15 protein-coding genes are annotated in these 17,905 nt (G+C 53.3%); 10 read left to right on the top strand and 5 right to left on the bottom strand.

Annotated features, from left to right (window positions below; all coding sequences use genetic code 11):
* Nucleotides 1–153: 153 nt before the first annotated feature.
* Together A1332_RS20725 and A1332_RS20720 are read right to left on the bottom strand one after the other, a co-directional pair.
* Nucleotides 154–1,665, bottom strand: a complete 1,512-nt coding sequence (locus tag A1332_RS20725) for an alginate export family protein (protein WP_064010330.1) — start codon at nt 1,663–1,665, stop codon at nt 154–156.
* A 135-nt stretch (nt 1,666–1,800) separates the two neighbouring features.
* Entirely contained in the window at nt 1,801–1,986 is a 186-nt protein-coding gene (locus A1332_RS20720) for a YezD family protein (RefSeq protein WP_064010329.1), read from the bottom strand.
* 310 nt (nt 1,987–2,296) lie between these two features.
* Between A1332_RS20720 and cysT the strand changes: the two genes are divergently transcribed.
* The 8 genes from cysT (at nt 2,297) to A1332_RS20680 (ending at nt 11,003) form a co-directional block, all read left to right on the top strand.
* Nucleotides 2,297–3,124 (top strand): sulfate ABC transporter permease subunit CysT, encoded by an 828-nt coding sequence (gene cysT, locus A1332_RS20715; protein ID WP_064010328.1) that lies wholly within the window; start codon nt 2,297–2,299, stop codon nt 3,122–3,124.
* Nucleotides 3,125–3,132: 8 nt separating this feature from the next.
* The gene (cysW, locus tag A1332_RS20710) at nt 3,133–3,996 is read left to right on the top strand and encodes a sulfate ABC transporter permease subunit CysW (RefSeq protein ID WP_064010327.1); all 864 of its coding nucleotides are present in this window, start codon (nt 3,133–3,135) and stop codon (nt 3,994–3,996) included.
* Nucleotides 3,997–4,060: 64 nt separating this feature from the next.
* Nucleotides 4,061–5,104 carry a sulfate/molybdate ABC transporter ATP-binding protein gene (locus A1332_RS20705; RefSeq protein ID WP_064010326.1) on the top strand — a complete coding sequence of 348 codons (1,044 nt, stop codon included), beginning with the start codon at nt 4,061–4,063 and terminating at the stop codon, nt 5,102–5,104.
* A 108-nt stretch (nt 5,105–5,212) separates the two neighbouring features.
* Nucleotides 5,213–6,115, top strand: coding sequence for a LysR substrate-binding domain-containing protein (locus A1332_RS20700; protein WP_064010325.1), 903 nt, complete (start codon nt 5,213–5,215; stop codon nt 6,113–6,115).
* A gap of 333 nt (nt 6,116–6,448) precedes the next feature.
* Complete coding sequence (cysK, locus tag A1332_RS20695) at nt 6,449–7,426, top strand: cysteine synthase A (protein ID WP_064010324.1); 978 nt, start codon at nt 6,449–6,451, stop codon at nt 7,424–7,426.
* Complete coding sequence (epsC, locus tag A1332_RS20690; protein ID WP_064010323.1) at nt 7,423–8,352, top strand: serine O-acetyltransferase EpsC; 930 nt, start codon at nt 7,423–7,425, stop codon at nt 8,350–8,352. Before cysK ends, epsC begins: the two co-directional genes overlap by 4 nt.
* A gap of 100 nt (nt 8,353–8,452) precedes the next feature.
* Entirely contained in the window at nt 8,453–9,370 is a 918-nt protein-coding gene (locus A1332_RS20685; protein WP_026600930.1) for a family 2A encapsulin nanocompartment shell protein, read from the top strand.
* Nucleotides 9,357–11,003: a family 2A encapsulin nanocompartment cargo protein cysteine desulfurase gene (locus tag A1332_RS20680; RefSeq protein WP_064010322.1), complete on the top strand. Its 1,647-nt coding sequence runs from the start codon at nt 9,357–9,359 to the stop codon at nt 11,001–11,003. The genes A1332_RS20685 and A1332_RS20680 overlap by 14 nt, the downstream gene beginning before the upstream one ends.
* A 154-nt stretch (nt 11,004–11,157) precedes the next feature.
* Here A1332_RS20680 and A1332_RS20675 read toward each other — a convergent pair whose 3' ends face one another.
* The 3 genes from A1332_RS20675 to A1332_RS20665 all read right to left on the bottom strand — a co-directional run bounded on the left by A1332_RS20675 (nt 11,158) and on the right by A1332_RS20665 (nt 14,001).
* Nucleotides 11,158–12,027 carry an AraC family transcriptional regulator gene (locus tag A1332_RS20675; protein WP_064010321.1) on the bottom strand — a complete coding sequence of 290 codons (870 nt, stop codon included), beginning with the start codon at nt 12,025–12,027 and terminating at the stop codon, nt 11,158–11,160.
* Between the two features lie 224 nt (nt 12,028–12,251).
* On the bottom strand, nt 12,252–13,388 hold the full coding sequence (locus A1332_RS20670) for a methyltransferase (protein WP_064010320.1): 1,137 nt from the start codon (nt 13,386–13,388) through the stop codon (nt 12,252–12,254).
* A 1-nt stretch (nt 13,389) separates the two neighbouring features.
* Nucleotides 13,390–14,001, bottom strand: coding sequence for a TetR/AcrR family transcriptional regulator (locus A1332_RS20665; protein ID WP_064010319.1), 612 nt, complete (start codon nt 13,999–14,001; stop codon nt 13,390–13,392).
* 575 nt (nt 14,002–14,576) lie between these two features.
* Between A1332_RS20665 and A1332_RS20660 the strand changes: the two genes are divergently transcribed.
* Nucleotides 14,577–15,692, top strand: coding sequence for an ATP-binding protein (locus A1332_RS20660; RefSeq protein WP_064010318.1), 1,116 nt, complete (start codon nt 14,577–14,579; stop codon nt 15,690–15,692).
* A 13-nt stretch (nt 15,693–15,705) separates the two neighbouring features.
* Nucleotides 15,706–17,763 (top strand): hypothetical protein, encoded by a 2,058-nt coding sequence (locus A1332_RS20655; RefSeq protein ID WP_064010317.1) that lies wholly within the window; start codon nt 15,706–15,708, stop codon nt 17,761–17,763.
* Nucleotides 17,764–17,905: the final 142 nt, after the last annotated feature.

The following is a 17,905-nucleotide window of genomic DNA, read 5'->3' as shown; positions in this document are numbered from 1 at the left end:
GGTTGCGGTCGGCAATCTGGAGGAGAAGGTCCGCTTCCGCCAATCCGCTCTCCGACAGCGGTCATCAATCAACGACAGATACCGGCTATTTTAGGGTGCATTCATTCCCCCTTTGAGCGCTTAAGAGCTAACGGCCCGGCCTGCCGGGAATACTTACTTATAAGTTGGTTTACCATCCCCAAAGGCATTCAGCGAGACTTCGAAATAGAAGAAGTTGCTCGGCTCGCTGGTATAAGCGCCCTGCCCGCCTTGCGCTACCGGCAAGGCCCGCGACTCGGTGAAATCGCCTGGGGTGAAGCGTGCGTAGCTCATGCTCCAATCCACATAGGCATTGAGTTTGTGACGCAAGCGGATATCAAACTCGTGACCCAAGAAGGCCCCGCTGCGGCCGGTGGTATCGCGCAAACCGGCCCGATTCCAGCCCCCGGTCTCGCTTTCCTGCCAGTAAGCGTTGTAGCCGGTATCGATTCGCACGTCTTTGTAAGGCGTAAACTCCAGCCTGGCCTTCGGAGCGTGAATGTTGTCCCAGGAGAAATAATCGTTACGCGACCAGGGTTGATTAAAGCCGTAGAAGGCATCGAAGCGTTGGTTAATGTTGTCTCCTGCGTTTTTATCGCCGGTACCGTAGCCGTAATACACACTGGCTCTGGGCTTCCAGTCGTGGTCGAAGCTATAACCTAACTCCAAAGAATAGGCCAGCGCATCGTGTTGGCGTAAGGACTCCCCCCTATTAGCAGACAATGAGCCGTAACGACCAAATTGCTTGTTAATATCCGCGTCAAAGTCAAAGCCGCCCCCAAAAAAGCCGTAAGCCCTTAGACCCGGCGCATAAATGTCCATAGTGGGTTTGCGATTTGCCTGAACCCGGTTGGAGGGATCGCCATCGGTTTTGCGCCCCAAGAAATAAGGTTGGATAGTGATAAACTCGGACCATTGCTTCAGGCTCAATACCGCGCCATATATCCAGGTGTCTTCGTCAGGCTGATCGAGTTCGTATTTAAGCCGCTCGACCGGTTGCAGCGCGAAGGTGTCCAGGTCCCAGTTGTTTTGCTTTTTACCGAACCGTACCCGGTAACCATCAAAGTTATTGGTGGTGTTACGGAACTCGTTGTTACCAATCAAGCGCCGATCCAACAATTCCAAGTGCATGCGACCGGCACGAATGCTGATGGGCCGGTTATGCCCTAAGGCATTTTCGAAATACAACTCTCCATAGCCCTGGATCATTTCAAACTCGTTCACATCGGCATCGGTTTTGGGGTACAAGCCGTTGTAACTGCGCGCATCTTCCATCTCCACCGCAAAGCGTAAGGGATCGAGTATCTCTTTAATACCGACGTAGGCACGAGTCCTGAGCAACCACAGATTATCGGCATCGGCTCGCCATTCGGATGTGCCGGTACGTTGCGGCCGATAGTCGTTCTCGCGATATTCGTAGCGGGTGCGAAAATCCAAGCCCACATCCAACCATTTCACATCACGAAACTGCTCGAACTGGGTTTTACTTAAATTACGCACATACAAGGGCGGATCGGTTGGTGCTGGTTCGACGCGATAGCCTTTGGTCGGCACGTAATAATCTTCGGCGTAACCTAAGCCCGGCCAAGCTAGCAACAGGCATAGCGAACCTGCTGTCGGGATTGTGTAAATTAAAGGTAGTTTCATGTGGTTAACTGTGGGTTAGAGTAGTTAATTATCGGTATACAAAAAGATTCTGCTCATCTCGCCGTCCTTTGGCTAAGTGGAAACAAGCAAACGGGTATTTGGCGGCGTTAGTCTAAGTCTGGCCCAGTAACCCGCTTATGCCGAATCTTTTTGCTGACCCAGTCTAAAACGCTCGCGCTTGTCGATTTGGACGATCCGGCCGTCGTGAATAACAACTTCAACCGAGCCAAAACGAATATCCTGCACAATCGTAGCAATTTGTAATGCAATCTCCTTGTTGTCGCCTTGCTTTAACGCATGACTGTTGAGTTCAATCGCCATATAGCCTCCTGAGGTATGGTCGGTTATCTTGGGTTTATGAATCCGTGTCGCGGGAGCGGTAGTGCCCCTGACCGTGAGATAAATGGTAAGAAAACAACATAGCGATTGAAAACGATATAAACAGAAATGTATATCTGTTAATAGGATATACAAAGTCGCCGATGCGCTGCATCTTGTCCTCACCGCAACAACCGAAACTCGACTACTTGTTATCTGAATATCAGATTATCAATTCAATTTATATCATTTCCGTTGGCATTTAAGTTTCTCTATCCTGTCAGCACCTACTGACTGTTTCCAGAGAAACGCAATGACCCAAAGCAACATCATGCCGGGCTTTCGACCGGCGCTGGCTTATACCTTGTTCTACCTCTGCCTGGTGGTGTTGATTCCGCTGAGTACCTTGGTATTCAAGAGTTTGCAGTTGAGCTGGACAGACTATTTGGAGATCATCAGTAATACTCGAGTGGTCTCGTCGTTTCGAGTCAGTTTCGGCACTTCGCTAATCGCTGCACTGGTGGCCGGCCTGTTTGGTTTTGTCATCGCCTGGGTGTTGGTGCGTTATCCCTTTCCAGGCAAACGCTTTTTGGACGCCTTGATCGATCTACCATTCGCGTTGCCGACAGCGGTAGCCGGCGTGATCTTGGCCACCATTTTTCAGCCCAGCGGCCTGCTGGGTAAATGGCTTATGTCGTCCTTTGGCGTACAGGTGGCTTATAAGCCACTAGGCATCGTGGTGGCATTGATTTTTATCGGTATTCCGTTTGTGGTGCGGACTATCGAGCCGGTGTTACAAGAATTCGACACCACCATGGAAGAAGCGGCTTCCAGTCTGGGAGCCACCCGCTTACAAGTATTTACTCAGGTGATATTTCCCAACATTTTTCCGGCGCTGTTGACCGGCGTTTCGCTGGCGTTTGCGCGTGGCGTTGGTGAGTACGGTTCGGTGATTTTTATCGCCGGCAATCTGCCCTATGTCTCGGAAATCGTCCCGCTATTAATCATCACCAAATTGGAACAGTACCAATATGCCGGGGCCACGGCGATAGCGCTGACGATGCTGCTGGTGTCGTTCCTGTTGCTGCTGATCGTTAATTTACTGCAACTCTGGGCGCGCCGCCGCTCCGGGCAAATTTAGGAGAAATCATGCACGCCAACGTCCATGTCATCGGTGACGCTGCCGGCCAAGCCAACTTCAAAGCGCTACACGATCCATTCTGGGTGCGCTGGAGCCTGGTTGGCGTAGCGGTGGGTTTTATTGTGTTGTTTCTATGTGTACCGCTGGGCTTGGTTTTATATCAGGCCTTCTCTAAAGGCTGGCAAGCCTATTGGACCGCGCTGGCGCAGCCGGATGCCATCGCCGCGATGCAACTGACATTGGTGGTCGCACTGATTACGGTGCCGCTGAATACCGTATTTGGCGTCGCGGCAGCGTGGGCGATTACTCGCTTCGAGTTTTGGGGCAAAAGCTTGCTTACCACCTTGATCGATTTGCCGTTCTCAGTTTCACCGGTTATTTCCGGCCTGATTTTTGTGCTGATGTTTGGCGCCCAAGGTTGGTTCGGGCAATGGTTTTCCGCGCACGACATCAAGGTGATTTTCGCGGTGCCCGGCATCGTGCTGGCGACCATCTTTATTACTTTCCCCTTCGTGGCGCGCGAACTGATTCCGTTGATGCAGGAAATGGGCAGCGAAGAAGAGGAAGCCGCGTTGTCACTGGGCGCCAGCGGCTGGAAAACGTTCTTTCTGGTGACTTTACCGAATATCAAATGGGCACTGCTCTACGGTGTTTTGCTGTGCAACGCCAGAGCGATGGGCGAATTCGGCGCCGTATCGGTGGTATCCGGACATATTCGCGGCGTGACCAATACCCTGCCCTTGCATGTCGAGGTCAGTTACAACGATTACGACGTCATCGGGGCATTTTCCAGCGCTTCTATTCTGGCCGGCCTGGCCATCGTCACGCTGGTTTTGAAAAGCTTTTTGGAATGGAAGCAGGCCAGGGTTTAAAGACGAAAGACGAAAAAACGCAGGCGTTCCATCGTCCGCTTAACATCCGTTATGAGATAAAAACATGAGTATTCTGCTAAACAACATCAGCAAAAACTTCGGCAAATTCGCCGCCTTATACGACGTCAGCCTGGAAATTCCGGAAGGCGAACTGGTAGCCTTGTTGGGCCCGTCCGGCTGCGGCAAGACTACCTTGTTACGCATCATCGCCGGCCTGGAAACCCCGGATTTCGGCCGGGTACTGCTCAGCGGTGAAGACAAAACAGAACAACATGTCAGCCGCCGCGGCATCGGTTTTGTATTTCAGCATTATGCCTTGTTCCGGCATATGACGGTGTTCGACAACATTGCCTTTGGTTTGCGGGTCAAGCCGCGCAAGGAACGGCCAACCGAAGCCTTTATCAGCAAAAAAGTACACGCCTTATTGGAACTGGTGCAACTGGATTGGCTGGCGGACCGCTTCCCGGATCAATTATCGGGGGGGCAACGGCAGCGGATCGCTTTAGCTCGAGCCTTGGCGGTGGAACCCAGCGTGCTATTGCTTGACGAACCGTTCGGCGCGTTAGACGCCAGCGTGCGTAAGGATCTAAGGCAATGGCTGCGTAATCTGCATCAGGAACTGCATGTCACCAGTATTTTTGTGACTCACGATCAGGAAGAAGCGATGGAAGTCGCCAGCCAAGTGGTGGTATTGAATCAGGGCCGTATCGAGCAACAAGGCGCGCCGGCCGATATTTACGATCATCCGGCCAATGCCTTTGTCTCGAAATTCATCGGCCAAACCAATATCTTTGACCTGTCGGAAACCGAGAGTAACTGGCTGCAACGCGCGGGTATTCTGGCGGAGAAACCGCAAGGGATCTTTGCCCATGTGCGTCCGCATCATATCGACATAGTAAAGGCCGAAGAGGCCTCCGGCTCGCCGGTGACCCTGAAAGACTGGCAGCATCTGGGTGCGACCATTCGAGTCGAGTTGTTCAATCCGCAGCACAACGGCGCCGGCGCCACGCTGTTTGCGGAAATGCCCAACGAACGCTTCAGGGAACTGAATTTAACTAAGGGCGACCGGGTAGCTGTGCACATCAAACAGGCGCATTGGTTTAATTGACTCTGCACCCAACAAGGCTCGGGCTATCGGCAGCATAGCCCGAGCCAGCATTAGACACGTTTCGCGTTTACTGCCCTTTCGCTCAAATCACCCCATGGAAAGACCGGTATGAATCTTAATCAGCTTGAATTATTGCGCGTCCTTAAAGACACCCAGTTCAACCAATCCAAAGCCGCGGAAATTATGCATGTGGTGCAGTCGGCCGCCAGCCGGCAGTTGCAGTTATTGGAGGAGGAATTGGGCTCGCCGCTCTACGAACGGCACGGCAAAAAGTTGCTGGGCCTGACCCCGCTCGGCGAGCAGGTGATGGAACAGGTGGACAGGATCAATCAGGCCAAAAAGAACATCCTGTCCATCGCCGATGACTTTCGCGAAAATCGCAACGGCGCCTTACACATCGCCACTACCCATACTCAAGCCAAATATTTGCTCCCGGAGCCGGTGCAAAAGTTCCGGGAAAAATATCCGGGCATTACCATCTATATGGTGCAATCTTCGCCGCAAGAACTGATCGAGCAGCTCCATCAGCACCGTGCCGATATCGCTATCTGTACCGAAAAGCTGGATGAGGACGAGAAGTTAGTCGTCAAATCCTGCTACGAATGGCAACACATTGCCGTGGTACCGCGTCATCATCCCTTGGCGCAAGGCGATGTAACGCTGGGCCGGCTGGCCGCATTCCCGATTTTGACTTACTCGCAAGGCTATACCGGGCGTTCCACCATCGAAAAAGCCTTTAAGAACGCCGGCAAGGAACTGGATATCACGCTGTCCGCGGCAGACTCCGACATCATCAAGACCTATGTCAGACTGGGTTTGGGCGTCGGCATTATCGCCGGCACCTCTTATGAATCGCGCAACGACAACGATCTGGTAGCCCGGGATCTATCGCACCTGATCCCGCGCTCGGTGACGAAAATCGCCTATTTGAAGCAGTTATATCTGCCGACGTATTTGCAATATTTTATCAACGAGTTGCTTTCCAAAGCCGCCAAAGAACAAGCATATTAAAATCAAGCAGGAATTCACCTTTCAATTTCTATATTTATCATAAGAACTGCCGCAAAAACCCAAATTCCTGGACGCCGCACGCAAAAACAAAGACTTACACACACCCAGACAATCGCGATAAGCTCTTTGCAACGAGGTAAATCATATTTTTAGATTTATATATCTCAAACAGGCATTACGTAAAACTGAGCTGCCGGTACCTGTATTGACAGTCTCTATTTAAACCAAGTACTTTAAAAAAAATTGCTGACCGGACCACCGGAAGCCAGTACGCCTTAGCAGGCTGCTGGCTTTTTTTTGGCCGGCAGAAAACCAAGAGGGAGTAATACCGCCATGACGCATTGGTATCCAGATAACTCGCAATCGATAGGCAATACGCCTTTAGTTCGGCTAAACCGCATAACCGACGGCGCGCCGGTGACTTTGCTGGCCAAGATTGAAGGCCGCAATCCGGCTTACTCCGTGAAATGCCGCATAGGCGCGGCCATGATCAATGACGCCCAGCAACGCGGCCTGCTCAGCGGTGATAAAGAACTGATAGAACCTACCAGTGGCAATACCGGCATAGCCCTGGCCTTCGTTGCCGCCGCGCGCGGGATTCCGCTGACCTTGACCATGCCGGAAACGATGAGCCTGGAACGGCGTAAATTATTGGTGGCTTACGGCGCCAAATTGGTCCTCACTGAGGGTGCGAAAGGTATGAAAGGCGCGATCGCCAAAGCCGAAGAAATTGCCGCATCGGACCCTGATCGCTACGTATTGCTGCAACAGTTTAAAAACCCGGCGAACCCGAGCATCCACGAGTTGACCACTGGCCCAGAAATCTGGAAGGACAGCGACGGCGCTATTGACATATTGGTATCTGGCGTCGGTACTGGCGGCACCATTACCGGGGTATCGCGTTACATTAAATTTAATCAGCGCAAACCTATTATTTCGATTGCGGTGGAACCCGAAGCCAGTCCGGTCTTAACGCAGTTTCGCGCAGGAGAAGAGCTAAAGCCGGCACCACACAAAATCCAAGGTATAGGCGCCGGGTTTGTACCGGATGTATTGGACTTGTCGCTAGTCGACGAAATTGCCCTGGTGAGTAATGACGATGCCATCGACTATGCCCGCCGTCTGACGCGCGAGGAAGGCATTCTGGCCGGCATTTCCTGTGGTGCAGCGGTGGCTGCGGCGGTGCGGGTGGCGAAGCGTCCGGAACACGAAGGCAAAACCATCGTGGTCATCTTGCCGGATTCGGGCGAGCGTTATTTAAGCTCGGCGCTATTTGAAGGCCTGTTCGATCCACAAGGTGTGGCGCTATGACGTCCAGCGAACACGGCCAACGCTGGGAAATCGATGCACTGGTCGCCGAACTACGGGCGCTGCGTCTGCAATCCCTGGAAAACCGCCACCGCCGCGAACACCCACCCAAATTACCTTCGCGCAAGGTGTTGAGCCAAATCGTCGACAATTTAGGCGCGGCGTTATTTCCCAACCGTCTGGGCATGCCGGATCTTACCGACGAGGGTATCGATTATTTCGTCGGCCATACCCTGGATAGCCTGCTCCGCCAATTGCACCGGCAAATCAGCCTGGAATTGCAATTCGTTGCCGAGCAACAAGGCCTGTCCCTGGACACCCATAGTCAAGCGACCGACATCACTAGGCAGTTTGCAGCTCAGCTACCTGGCGTGCGGCAATTGATCGACAGCGACATTCAAGCCGCCTACGAAGGCGACCCCGCCGCGCGTTGCGCCGATGAAGTGCTGGTGTGTTATCCCGGCATCACCGCTGTGATTCATCACCGGCTGGCGCATGTGCTATACGAATTAGGCCTGCCGCTGGTAGCAAGGGTAATCAGCGAAGTGGCGCATTCCGCCACCGGCATAGACATCCATCCCGGCGCGCAAATCGGCGACAGCTTTTTTATCGATCACGGCACCGGCGTAGTGATAGGCGAAACTGCGGTCATCGGCCGGCGGGTACGCTTGTATCAAGCGGTAACGCTGGGCGCCAAACGCTTTGACAAGGACGACAACGGCATTCTGATCAAGGGTAACGCCCGCCACCCCATCGTCGAAGACGATGTCGTGATTTATGCCGGCGCCACGATTTTGGGCCGCATCACCATCGGACGCGGCTCGACGATAGGCGGCAACGTCTGGCTAACCCACAGCGTCCCGCCCGGCAGTCTGGTCAGCCAGGGCCAAAATCGTACCGAAGTGTTTGCCGGCGGCGGCGGGATTTAATCGCCAATGGCAACTCGGCTTTTTTAAACAAACTTTAAAAATATCTGCAACGAAAACACACAGTTAACAACCCACCACCCACTAAGAAAGGAAAATCACCATGTCAGACATCCATCAAGCCCATACCGCGTTAGGCGACGTCGCTGCGCGCACCTTATCCAACGCCACCAAAACCGTGCCCATGATGGGTACCATTACCCCTCGCTGGCTAGTGCATTTGATGCACTGGGTACCAGTCGAAGCGGGTATTTACCGCGTCAACAAAGTAAAAAGCGAAACCAGTATTGCCGTGGATTGCTCCAGCCTGGACGAAAAAGTCCTGCCACAAACCTATGTAGATTACGAAGAATGGGGCCGCGAATATCGCCTGAACGCCGTCAACACCGTGCTGGACGTTCACACTCGCGTAGCGGATTTGTACAGCAGCCCGTACAACCAAATCCACGAACAGTTACGCCTGACCATCGAAACCGTCAAAGAGCGCCAAGAAAGCGAGCTGATCAACAACACCGAATACGGTTTGCTGAACAACGTCGCGCCTGCGCAAAAAGTCCAAACCCGCAAAGGCTCGCCAACCCCGGACGATCTGGACGAATTGATTGCCAGAGTCTGGAAAGAACCCGCATTCTTCCTGGCCCATCCTCGCGCAATTGCCGCCTTCGGTCGTGAAGCTACCCGCCGCGGCACACCACCACCAACCATATCCATGTTTGGTTCGCAATTTCTGACTTGGCGCGGCCTGCCCTTGATTCCAACCGACAAGCTGAAAATCACCAACGGCAAAACCAATATCCTGCTGTTGCGCACCGGCGAAAGCCGTCAAGGCGTGGTCGGTTTGTATCAACCTAACTTGACCGACGAACTCAGCATGGGTTTGTCCGTACGCTTCATGGGCATCAACCACAAGGCTATTGCCTCCTATCTGGTATCGCTGTATTGCTCGCTGGCCGTGTTAACCGAAGATGCCATCGGCGTATTGGAGAATGTCGAAATAGGCAACTACTATGACTACCAATAACCTGGATTTAGCCAGCCTGGCCCAGCAAGCGCTGAGCGGCGGCACGGTGCCCGAGGGCTTGCCGGATACCGCCGAACTGACGCGTTTGGCAAATCAGTTTTTCCGGGAAGTGCCTAATGCCGGCGAGGCTATCGATACCGTACCGGTTTCGGCCGCGACATCCCAACCGTTCAACAATGTACCGGTAGGTTTCGATTCCCGGCCCGGCATCGACGACACGGCTATTTCGGCCCTGGTGCAGCGCAGTTTTGCGGTGCCCGGCACCACGGATTTGCAAACTGCCCTGTCCACGCCCATGGGCCATGCGCCGCAGCCCGCGGCGTCCGGCGGTTCATCTTTTTATTTTATAAACGAAGTATCGGCATTGGCTCGCGCGGCGCAAATACCGGGTTTAGGTTCCGCGCATCCGCCCTTTGATGTCCATGCGGTGCGCAAAGACTTTCCGATTCTGCAAGAGCGGGTAAATGGTTATCCGCTGGCCTGGCTGGATAACGCCGCAACCACGCAAAAACCGCAGGTGGTAATCGATCGGATTTCCGAGTTTTATCAACACGAAAACTCCAACATCCATCGCGCCGCGCATGAATTGGCGGCACGGGCTACCGATGCCTATGAGGGCGCACGGAACATCGTCGCACGTTTTATTAACGCGTCGTCGGCAGAAGAAGTGGTGTTTGTGCGCGGGGCTACCGAAGCCATCAATCTGGTTGCGAAAAGTTGGGGTAAGCAGAACATTGGCGCGGGCGACGAAATCGTCATCAGCTGGCTGGAGCATCACGCCAACATCGTGCCCTGGCAGCAACTGTGCGCGGAAACCGGTGCGGTGCTGAGAGTCATTCCGGTCGACGACAACGGCCAGGTGATTTTAGCCGAGTATCAAAAGTTGCTGAATGCCAAAACCAAGCTGGTGTCATTTACGCAAGTCTCCAATGCGTTGGGTACCGTGACACCGGCTCAGGAAATGATCGAACTGGCACACCGAGCAGGCGCTAAGGTGTTGCTGGACGGCGCACAATCGGTATCGCATTTAAAGGTTGATGTACAGGCTTTGGATTGCGATTGGCTGGCCTTTTCCGGCCACAAGATCTTCGGTCCGACCGGTATCGGCGTGCTTTACGGTAAGGCGGAAGTTCTGGAGGCCACCCAACCTTGGCAAGGCGGCGGGAATATGATCGAAGACGTAACCTTCGAAAATACCGTCTATCAACCGGCACCCGCCAAATTCGAAGCCGGCACCGGGAATATTGCCGACGCGGTGGGTCTGGGCGCAGCCTTGGAATACGTCAGTAAACTGGGTATCGACAATATTGCCCGCTACGAGCATGAATTGCTGGTTTACGCGATGCATGCGTTACAGGCCATCCCTGGACTGCGCTTGATCGGCACCGCACCGGATAAAACCAGCGTGGTCTCGTTCGTGATGGATGGTCATAGCACGCAAGACATTGGTAAAGCCTTGAATGAGGTGGGCATTGCCGTGCGCTCCGGACATCATTGCGCACAACCCATCTTGCGGCGTTTTGGCTTGGAAAGTACCGTAAGACCTTCGTTGGCGTTTTATAACACCTACGAGGAAATCGATAGGTTATCGGCAACGCTGAAACGCCTGCAATGCACCTCGCGTAGGTTTTAGCTCAACATCTTGAGGTCAAGGTGCAAAGTCTTGACCTCAAATCTGATCCTGCTAAGCGTCATGCAACTGTAAAAACAAGTAGTGTTCATTACGGACAGTTACAAGTGTGCAAGTAGAAGGTTGTTTCGCACTCGGCAGTTTCACCGCTTTCCGCTTACGCTAGAGGCAGATAAACATCCGTAACCTGTTCGTGTTCGGGCGTTTCAGGCACCCGTTTGATGTAGTGGAAAAACAGCGGAAAATCGCGCAGTTCCTCGCCGCTTTCCGGCAACCACTCCCGGTAAAGATAATAAACACTGTCGCTGATGCGGTCGGTCGAGCCGATATGGCAGACCACCGCGCAACGTCCTTCCGGAATTCGCTTGTTTACCACCCCATGCGGGTTTTCCGGCACGGCTTGCTTGACCTCGCCACACACATCGAAACGAAACGCTTCCGGCGGCGTGACCGCCGGATCGTCATACGCGATACCAAACGTACGGCTGCTGGCGACCGGTGACAAGCCGCTTTGCTTACGCCAGTCGATGAATGTTCTGACCGTATCCATCACAAGGGTATGTGAGCCACGGTGCTCCAAGGCTGCGATCATGGTTTCTGAAAAATCGACGATTGTTACCTTCATCTGGGGACTCCTAATTCGTTTGGGTAATTGCATGCGCTCGTTCCAAGGCTGCCATGCAGGCTGCGTTCTGAATTGAGTGGGCGTTTGTCCGAAGCATTTTTTGAACGCGCGGGAGAACGATTCCGCATTGCCGAAACCGGTTTCCAACGCAATGTCGGTAATGCGACGCCTCTCCTGAAATACCAGTTGGTACGAAGCCTTGCGTAGTCGCAATAACAGAATGTAACGCGTCGTACTCAGCCCGGTGTAAGCGGAGAATTGCCGTTGAAAGTGAAACCGGGAAAAATTTGCTTGTTTGCTCAGTTCGTTTATCGACAGCGGCTCGAACAGGTGTTTGTCTATGTAATCGAAAACCCGATCGAAGCGCGTCGCATAGGCCGCGCTGGCCGTTTTGTTGTTCACCTCTATACCTCCTCAATCGAGATGCACTGTAACAAGCTTCGAATAACACCGCCTGACCGAGCGTGCTAAGTTGACATGAGGGAAGCGTAGAATAAATGGCTGGCGCATTGGTTCGAGCGCTGCGCTTAGTCATCCGCCCAGCGCGGGTTGACGATCGAATTACCGTAGCCTAGGCGCTCGAACAGAAATGGACTTTCGCCGCTCAATGTCCAGAATCACAACGGCTAGCTCTCTCCCCTACCGGTAGATTGAGCCGCCCGCAGCACCAATATTTTCCCAAACGACCGCAAATCCACCACTTCCTGCAACACTAACCCGCTCTGATCGAACAGCCGCCGCCATTCGTCCAACGTCCGTTCCCGACCGCGTGTGTTGACGAACATCTGCATATCAAACGCGGCCGTTGCGATGTCAGTCCGGCTGTCCGGCATCAGTATTTCCATCACGGCGATAGTCGCATCGCGGCCTGCGGCACTCGCCACGTTGGACAGTGCGGCGATGCAGGTTGCATCGTCGAAGCCGTGCAGCACCGCGCTCAGCAAGTAGATGTCCTTTCCGCTTTGCGCCTTGGGCACGTATTGCAGCAGGTCGCAGGCTGCGAAGCTCATGCGTTGCAGTGCGACGCCCTCGCCCTGGTCTTTCCAGAACTGCTCCGCGCCTTGGATGATCTGTTCGCGGTCGGCTACCAGCGCCTTGAGATGCGGATGGCGTTTGAGTATGGCGAGCGATTTTGCGCCCTTGGAGCCGCCGACGTCGATGATGCGTTCGAAGCGCGACCAATCGAAATCGGTAACGAAGCTGTCACCGGTCAAGACTTCCACGCTATCCATCGCTTGCGCGAACAGTTTGTCGAATTCCGGGTGGCCGTCCATATAGGTGTAAAACGCCTGCCCGTGCGTCAATTCGAACGGCACGCCGCCGCTACGTACGCCCTTCTCTAATTGCTCGAACCACGGCCGACTCATTTCCGGCGAGTTGTGCATCAACACCATCGCCCGAACGCTGTGGGGATGATCCGGGCACAGGCAGGACGACAGCTGGTTGTTGCGGAAGCGACGCGGCGACACTTCCTCGAACACGCCCATCGCCGCCAGCATGCGCAGCAAGCGGTAGAGCGCATCGGCGTCGACGGCGACGCGTTCGGCGAGCGTTTCGGGACTAACTTCGCCATCGGCCAGCGCGCCGGCAATGTCCAGCCGCGCGGCGACATACAACGCCCGCGATTGCCAAAAGGCCGAGCCGATCTGGATTAAGCGGAACGGCGCCGGCACGAGTTTATTGGGCAGGTTTTGCAGCCAGATGCCGAAGCGAGCGAGTTTGGCGAAACGGCGAACCGCGCCGGCATTCTTTTGCAATGTCATGTCACGCCCCCGGTTGTGCGGCGGCCATGCCCGCCGCCAATAGTTTGCCGTTCAGCGCGGCGAGTTCGTTGAGGAAGACCTCGTCCATCTGTCCGCCCATTTGTTCCTCGAAGATGTCTTTCAGCAGCATCGGCATCATGGCAAGACTGACGAAAGCCATCCGCGCCACGTCGGGATTGAGCGCCTGATCGACCTGACCGCTCGCCTTCAGTTGTTCCAGTCGCCGCGCGCCGCCGCTGCGGCCGCGCTCCAGCAATTGCAAGATGAAGCGACGGCCCGGCCCGTGGTTGAGGGCGAGCACCTTGAGAATGAGTTTGGGAAACTCGGGATGCTTGCGCATGGTGTCGTAATACAAGCGCAGGTATTCGGCGAGACCGCCGACCTCGGACATCATATTGCTGTCGAGTATGTCCAGAATGGGCTTGAGCGTCTCACGGATCATCTCTTCATAGAGGCCTTCCTTGTTGCCAAAGTAATAGCGGATCATCGATATGTTGGCGCCCGCCTTGTCGGCGATGGCGCGGGTGGTGACCTTGTGGTATTCGTCGGCGAGGAAACATTCCAGCGCCGCCTTGAGCAGCCGCGCGTAAACCGGGTCGCTAATATCGTTCATCGTAAAACTCCTGCAAACCATGATGGCGGCAGGTTAGCACCGGCGACATAAGGGACACTAGCGTTATTGCCAATCAAGATACGGGGTTTGATTGAACGGCGATGGCTTCCTTTGGCTGTTAGCGTAGCAAGCGAACCCCAAGCAGCATACAGCCCACAGCAAAGGTGAAATTTCCAACTATTGACACGAACACCGAAATCGCAGGCCCCAGGGCGTAAACCAAGGATCAGCCGAAACGAGAGGGAGTCTTGAAATTGAGTATTCTTGAAGGATTTTGCTAGATTTCAAGACCTGACCGTAGCTTTCCATCGTTTCCATTCTGAGTGAGTGATCCTAAGGCAGCACAGACAAGCACACGAATAGATGCCGTTACATTGTTCCGGAACCGGACAAGTCTCACTCTATGAATTACACGGTTACCGAACGGCTTAGGGTTTTCGCCCGGCCATAAATATGATTGAGCAATACATTGTAGGTATACGGCTCATGCTATTTGGCAATAAAATTTTTGCTGAATAATTTGACAATAAATTTATTGCTTATTACGATGGCAACATATTTTTTGTCAGTCCTTTATGCCTAAATATCAGCCTTTACACGATGTACTCGAAACGCTTACCGATCGCTTGAGGAGCGGCGAGCATATCATCCTTAGTGGTCATCGCCGAATAGGCAAAACCCAGTTGATGCAACATCTGGAAGCCAATGCTCCAGGTGCTTTCCTGCCCACTTATTTGATCGTCGAGTCATCGGACACTGTCGACGAGTTTTATCGCAAGCTGATTTCCCATTTGGTGGATCAAAATTTTTTGAACCGATGGGATTCGTTGGGATGGAGCATCACCAGTCGCTTCAAAAGTATCAATATCCAAGAACTGGGCAAGAGTGTACGTTTCGGCGACGCCAAGGCGCTGGACTATCACGCCGAGTTTTGCCGATTGCTGGAACATCTGGAGCCGGGTCGGCCCATCGTGATGATGTTGGACGAATTCCCCCAGACGTTGGAAAACATCCGCGAAAACGAAGGGGTGCCGCAAGTGCGCAAGTTGCTGACCACCCAGCGCGAATTGCGACAAGAGCCGCGTTACAAGGGCAAAATTCAGTTTCTCTATGCTGGCTCCATCGGCTTGCAGAACGTAGTGGAGGGTATGGGCTTTACCAAGCACATCAACGATTTGCGCGAAGTTAAAATGCGTCCGTTTCGGCGCGATGAGGCATTGGATTATACCCAGTGTTTATTGCAACGCAAAGGACTGCAGGCCGACGCGGCCTGGCTTGAAACGTTACTGTATCGTATCGATTGGTTGGCGCCGTTCTACATCAGTTTGCTGATCGACGAACTCCACGCGTCTCCGCTCGAAGAGAAGCATATCGATGAGGCTTTCCAAGCCATGATCGGCCATCGCCACAACTTTGAACACTGGCACAACCGCCTGAAACCACAAGCGCTAAGCAAAGAAGAATACCGCTTCTGTAAAACTCTGCTCAGTCTGGCGGCTGATCCGAATCGACTCGGCATCGACTATGCCGAAGCCTGTAATCTGGCCGTGCAGCAGGACGTCATGGATGAGGTTTCACGCTTGCTGAATATCCTGCAACACGATGGTTATCTGGCCTGCGACGAACACAACCGTTTCCGTTTCATCTCCCCGGTGCTGCGCGCCTGGTGGTGGAAAGAAATCGCCAACTGACCGGAGCCCAAAGATGAAAGTAGCAGCTATTTATAACCCGCAGGAAATGCAGGAAGACTTGTTCGTCGAACGCTTCGTGGTGCGCCGCGATACCTTGGCGGAACTGATGCAACGGATTCGCGAAACCGGTCCCAACCAATTTTTCAAACACACCATCATTCAAGGCTTGCGCGGCCAGGGTAAGACCACGCTGCTCCGTAAGCTGTCGATCTGCGTGCGCGACGATACCGAACTGTCGCCCTGGCTGATTCCGGTGCTGTTTCGCGAGGAGGAATATTCGGTCACCTCTTTATGCCGTTTGTGGGAACTGGTCGCCGAGCATTTGGCCGACCAACCTGAGTTTGAGACATTGCCGGATCAATATGAAGAAGCTTACCAGTCGCCGCACTACGAAAAGGATTGTTTCTCTATCCTGGGCGATGCGTTGCAACAGGTGGATAAGAGCGTTTTGCTGTTGATCGATAATCTGGGAGAAATGCTCGGCAAGTTCGAATTACGCGATCAGCAACGGCTTCGGGAAATCCTGCAAACCAGTCGCCGTATTCGCATCGTTGGCGCATCTGCCGTGATACTGGAACAGCATTACGATCAGGGCAAGCCGTTTTTCCAGTTTTTTACCATGAAAACCCTGAATGGCCTGAATCGCGAGGAAACCCACGAACTGCTGTTAGGCCTAGGCGATGCGGAGCAGACCGCAAAAATGCAGGACATTTTGCATACCCGGCCTGGTAAAGTGGAGGCCCTGCGCCGACTAACCGCCGGCGTGCCGCGCACGATGATTCTGCTGTTCGAAATTTTTTTGGACGACCACGGCAGCGCCTTGGATGATCTGGAAGCGTTGTTGGATAGAGTCACGCCGTTGTACAAACACCGGCTGGACGACTTGCCTGCCCAACAGCAAGCCATCATTCACACAATTGCCTTGGGTTGGGATGCGATGTCTACCAAAGAAATCGCCGCCAAGACTCGTTTGCCCAGCAAACAGGTGTCGGCGCAATTAAGCCAATTGGAAAAAAACCGTCTCATCCGCCGCATCCCGACTTCGACCAAAAATCATCTGTACCAACTGGAAGAACGCTTCTTTAATATCTGGTGCCTGATGCGCTTGGGGCGCAAAAATGACAAACAACGCGCGATTTGGCTGGTCAAGTTTCTGGAAAGCTGGTGCGATGAGCGGGAGTTAGCCGAGCGCGCCGAGCGGCATATGGATGCGTTGAAAGGAGGTAAATTGGCGCCTCGGCATGCTTTGTTGTGGAGTCAGGCGTTGGCTCAGAGTTTATGCGACTTTGATTTACAGCAGCGGGTGCTGGATACGACTAAAGAATTTGTTCCGCAGGTTGCCGAGAGTTTACCGGAGTCGGACTTTGACTTATTCAAAAAAGCCAGTGAGGCTTATAAATCTGGTGATTGGAAAAGCGCTTTGAAGTTAATCAAAGTATTAGCGGACAAGGGTTACCCGACGGCCGAGTACAACGTCGGTATTATTTATATGCAAAACGGGGATATGAAACTATCAGAATCCTATTTTTTTAAAGCAGCTCAGAAAGGCTATGTTGATGCGATTCATAATTTATCCATGGTTTACTATGAAGATGGAAAGAGACCTCTCGAAGCACTGGAGTTGATGCGAAAGTCTGATCAAGTCGAACCATCCGCCCAAACTAAGTTACCACTAAGTCTGCTTGCATTATGGAACGAAGAATTTCCTGAAGCATTTTCCGCAATTGATTTAGCAATGACCGAATTTCTATCCGAAACAGATGATTTGGATGCTTTCCTAGCCTCCCCGGTCGCTATGTTAGCAGCCAAAGGCCAAACAGCATTTGCTTTGAAATTATTCGAAGACGAACGCTACGGTCATCTGAATCTCAAGGAACGCCTTAAACCCTATTACTATGCCATCCTGCAGGAAATCGGCGAATCCCGTCGCGATGACGCCTTACGGATGGGGCCGGAATTGGAGCAAACCGTCACAGAAATCCGGGCCGATATTGAAGGCTTTCGGCAACAATATCGTTTGCCGCCCGCCGAATCATCCGATGCAAAAGCCGTAAAATTGCCAGGGCCGTAGGTGCTGAACAGCGTGAAGCGCATCGTTCGCGATTGGTGCGGTTCGTAAACTCACCACATCCTTGTATCTTAACTCCCGCCATGGTTAGCTACTGTGGCGCTGAGACAGGAGCAGCTTGCCCTCACCCTTAAGGCTTGACCTT

Origin of the sequence: Methylomonas methanica, from assembly GCF_001644035.1 — a bacterium.
GTDB lineage: Bacteria > Pseudomonadota > Gammaproteobacteria > Methylococcales > Methylomonadaceae > Methylomonas > Methylomonas methanica_A.
Note: the sequence above shows the minus strand (reverse complement) of the source record. Positions and strands in the feature narration are given on the sequence as shown.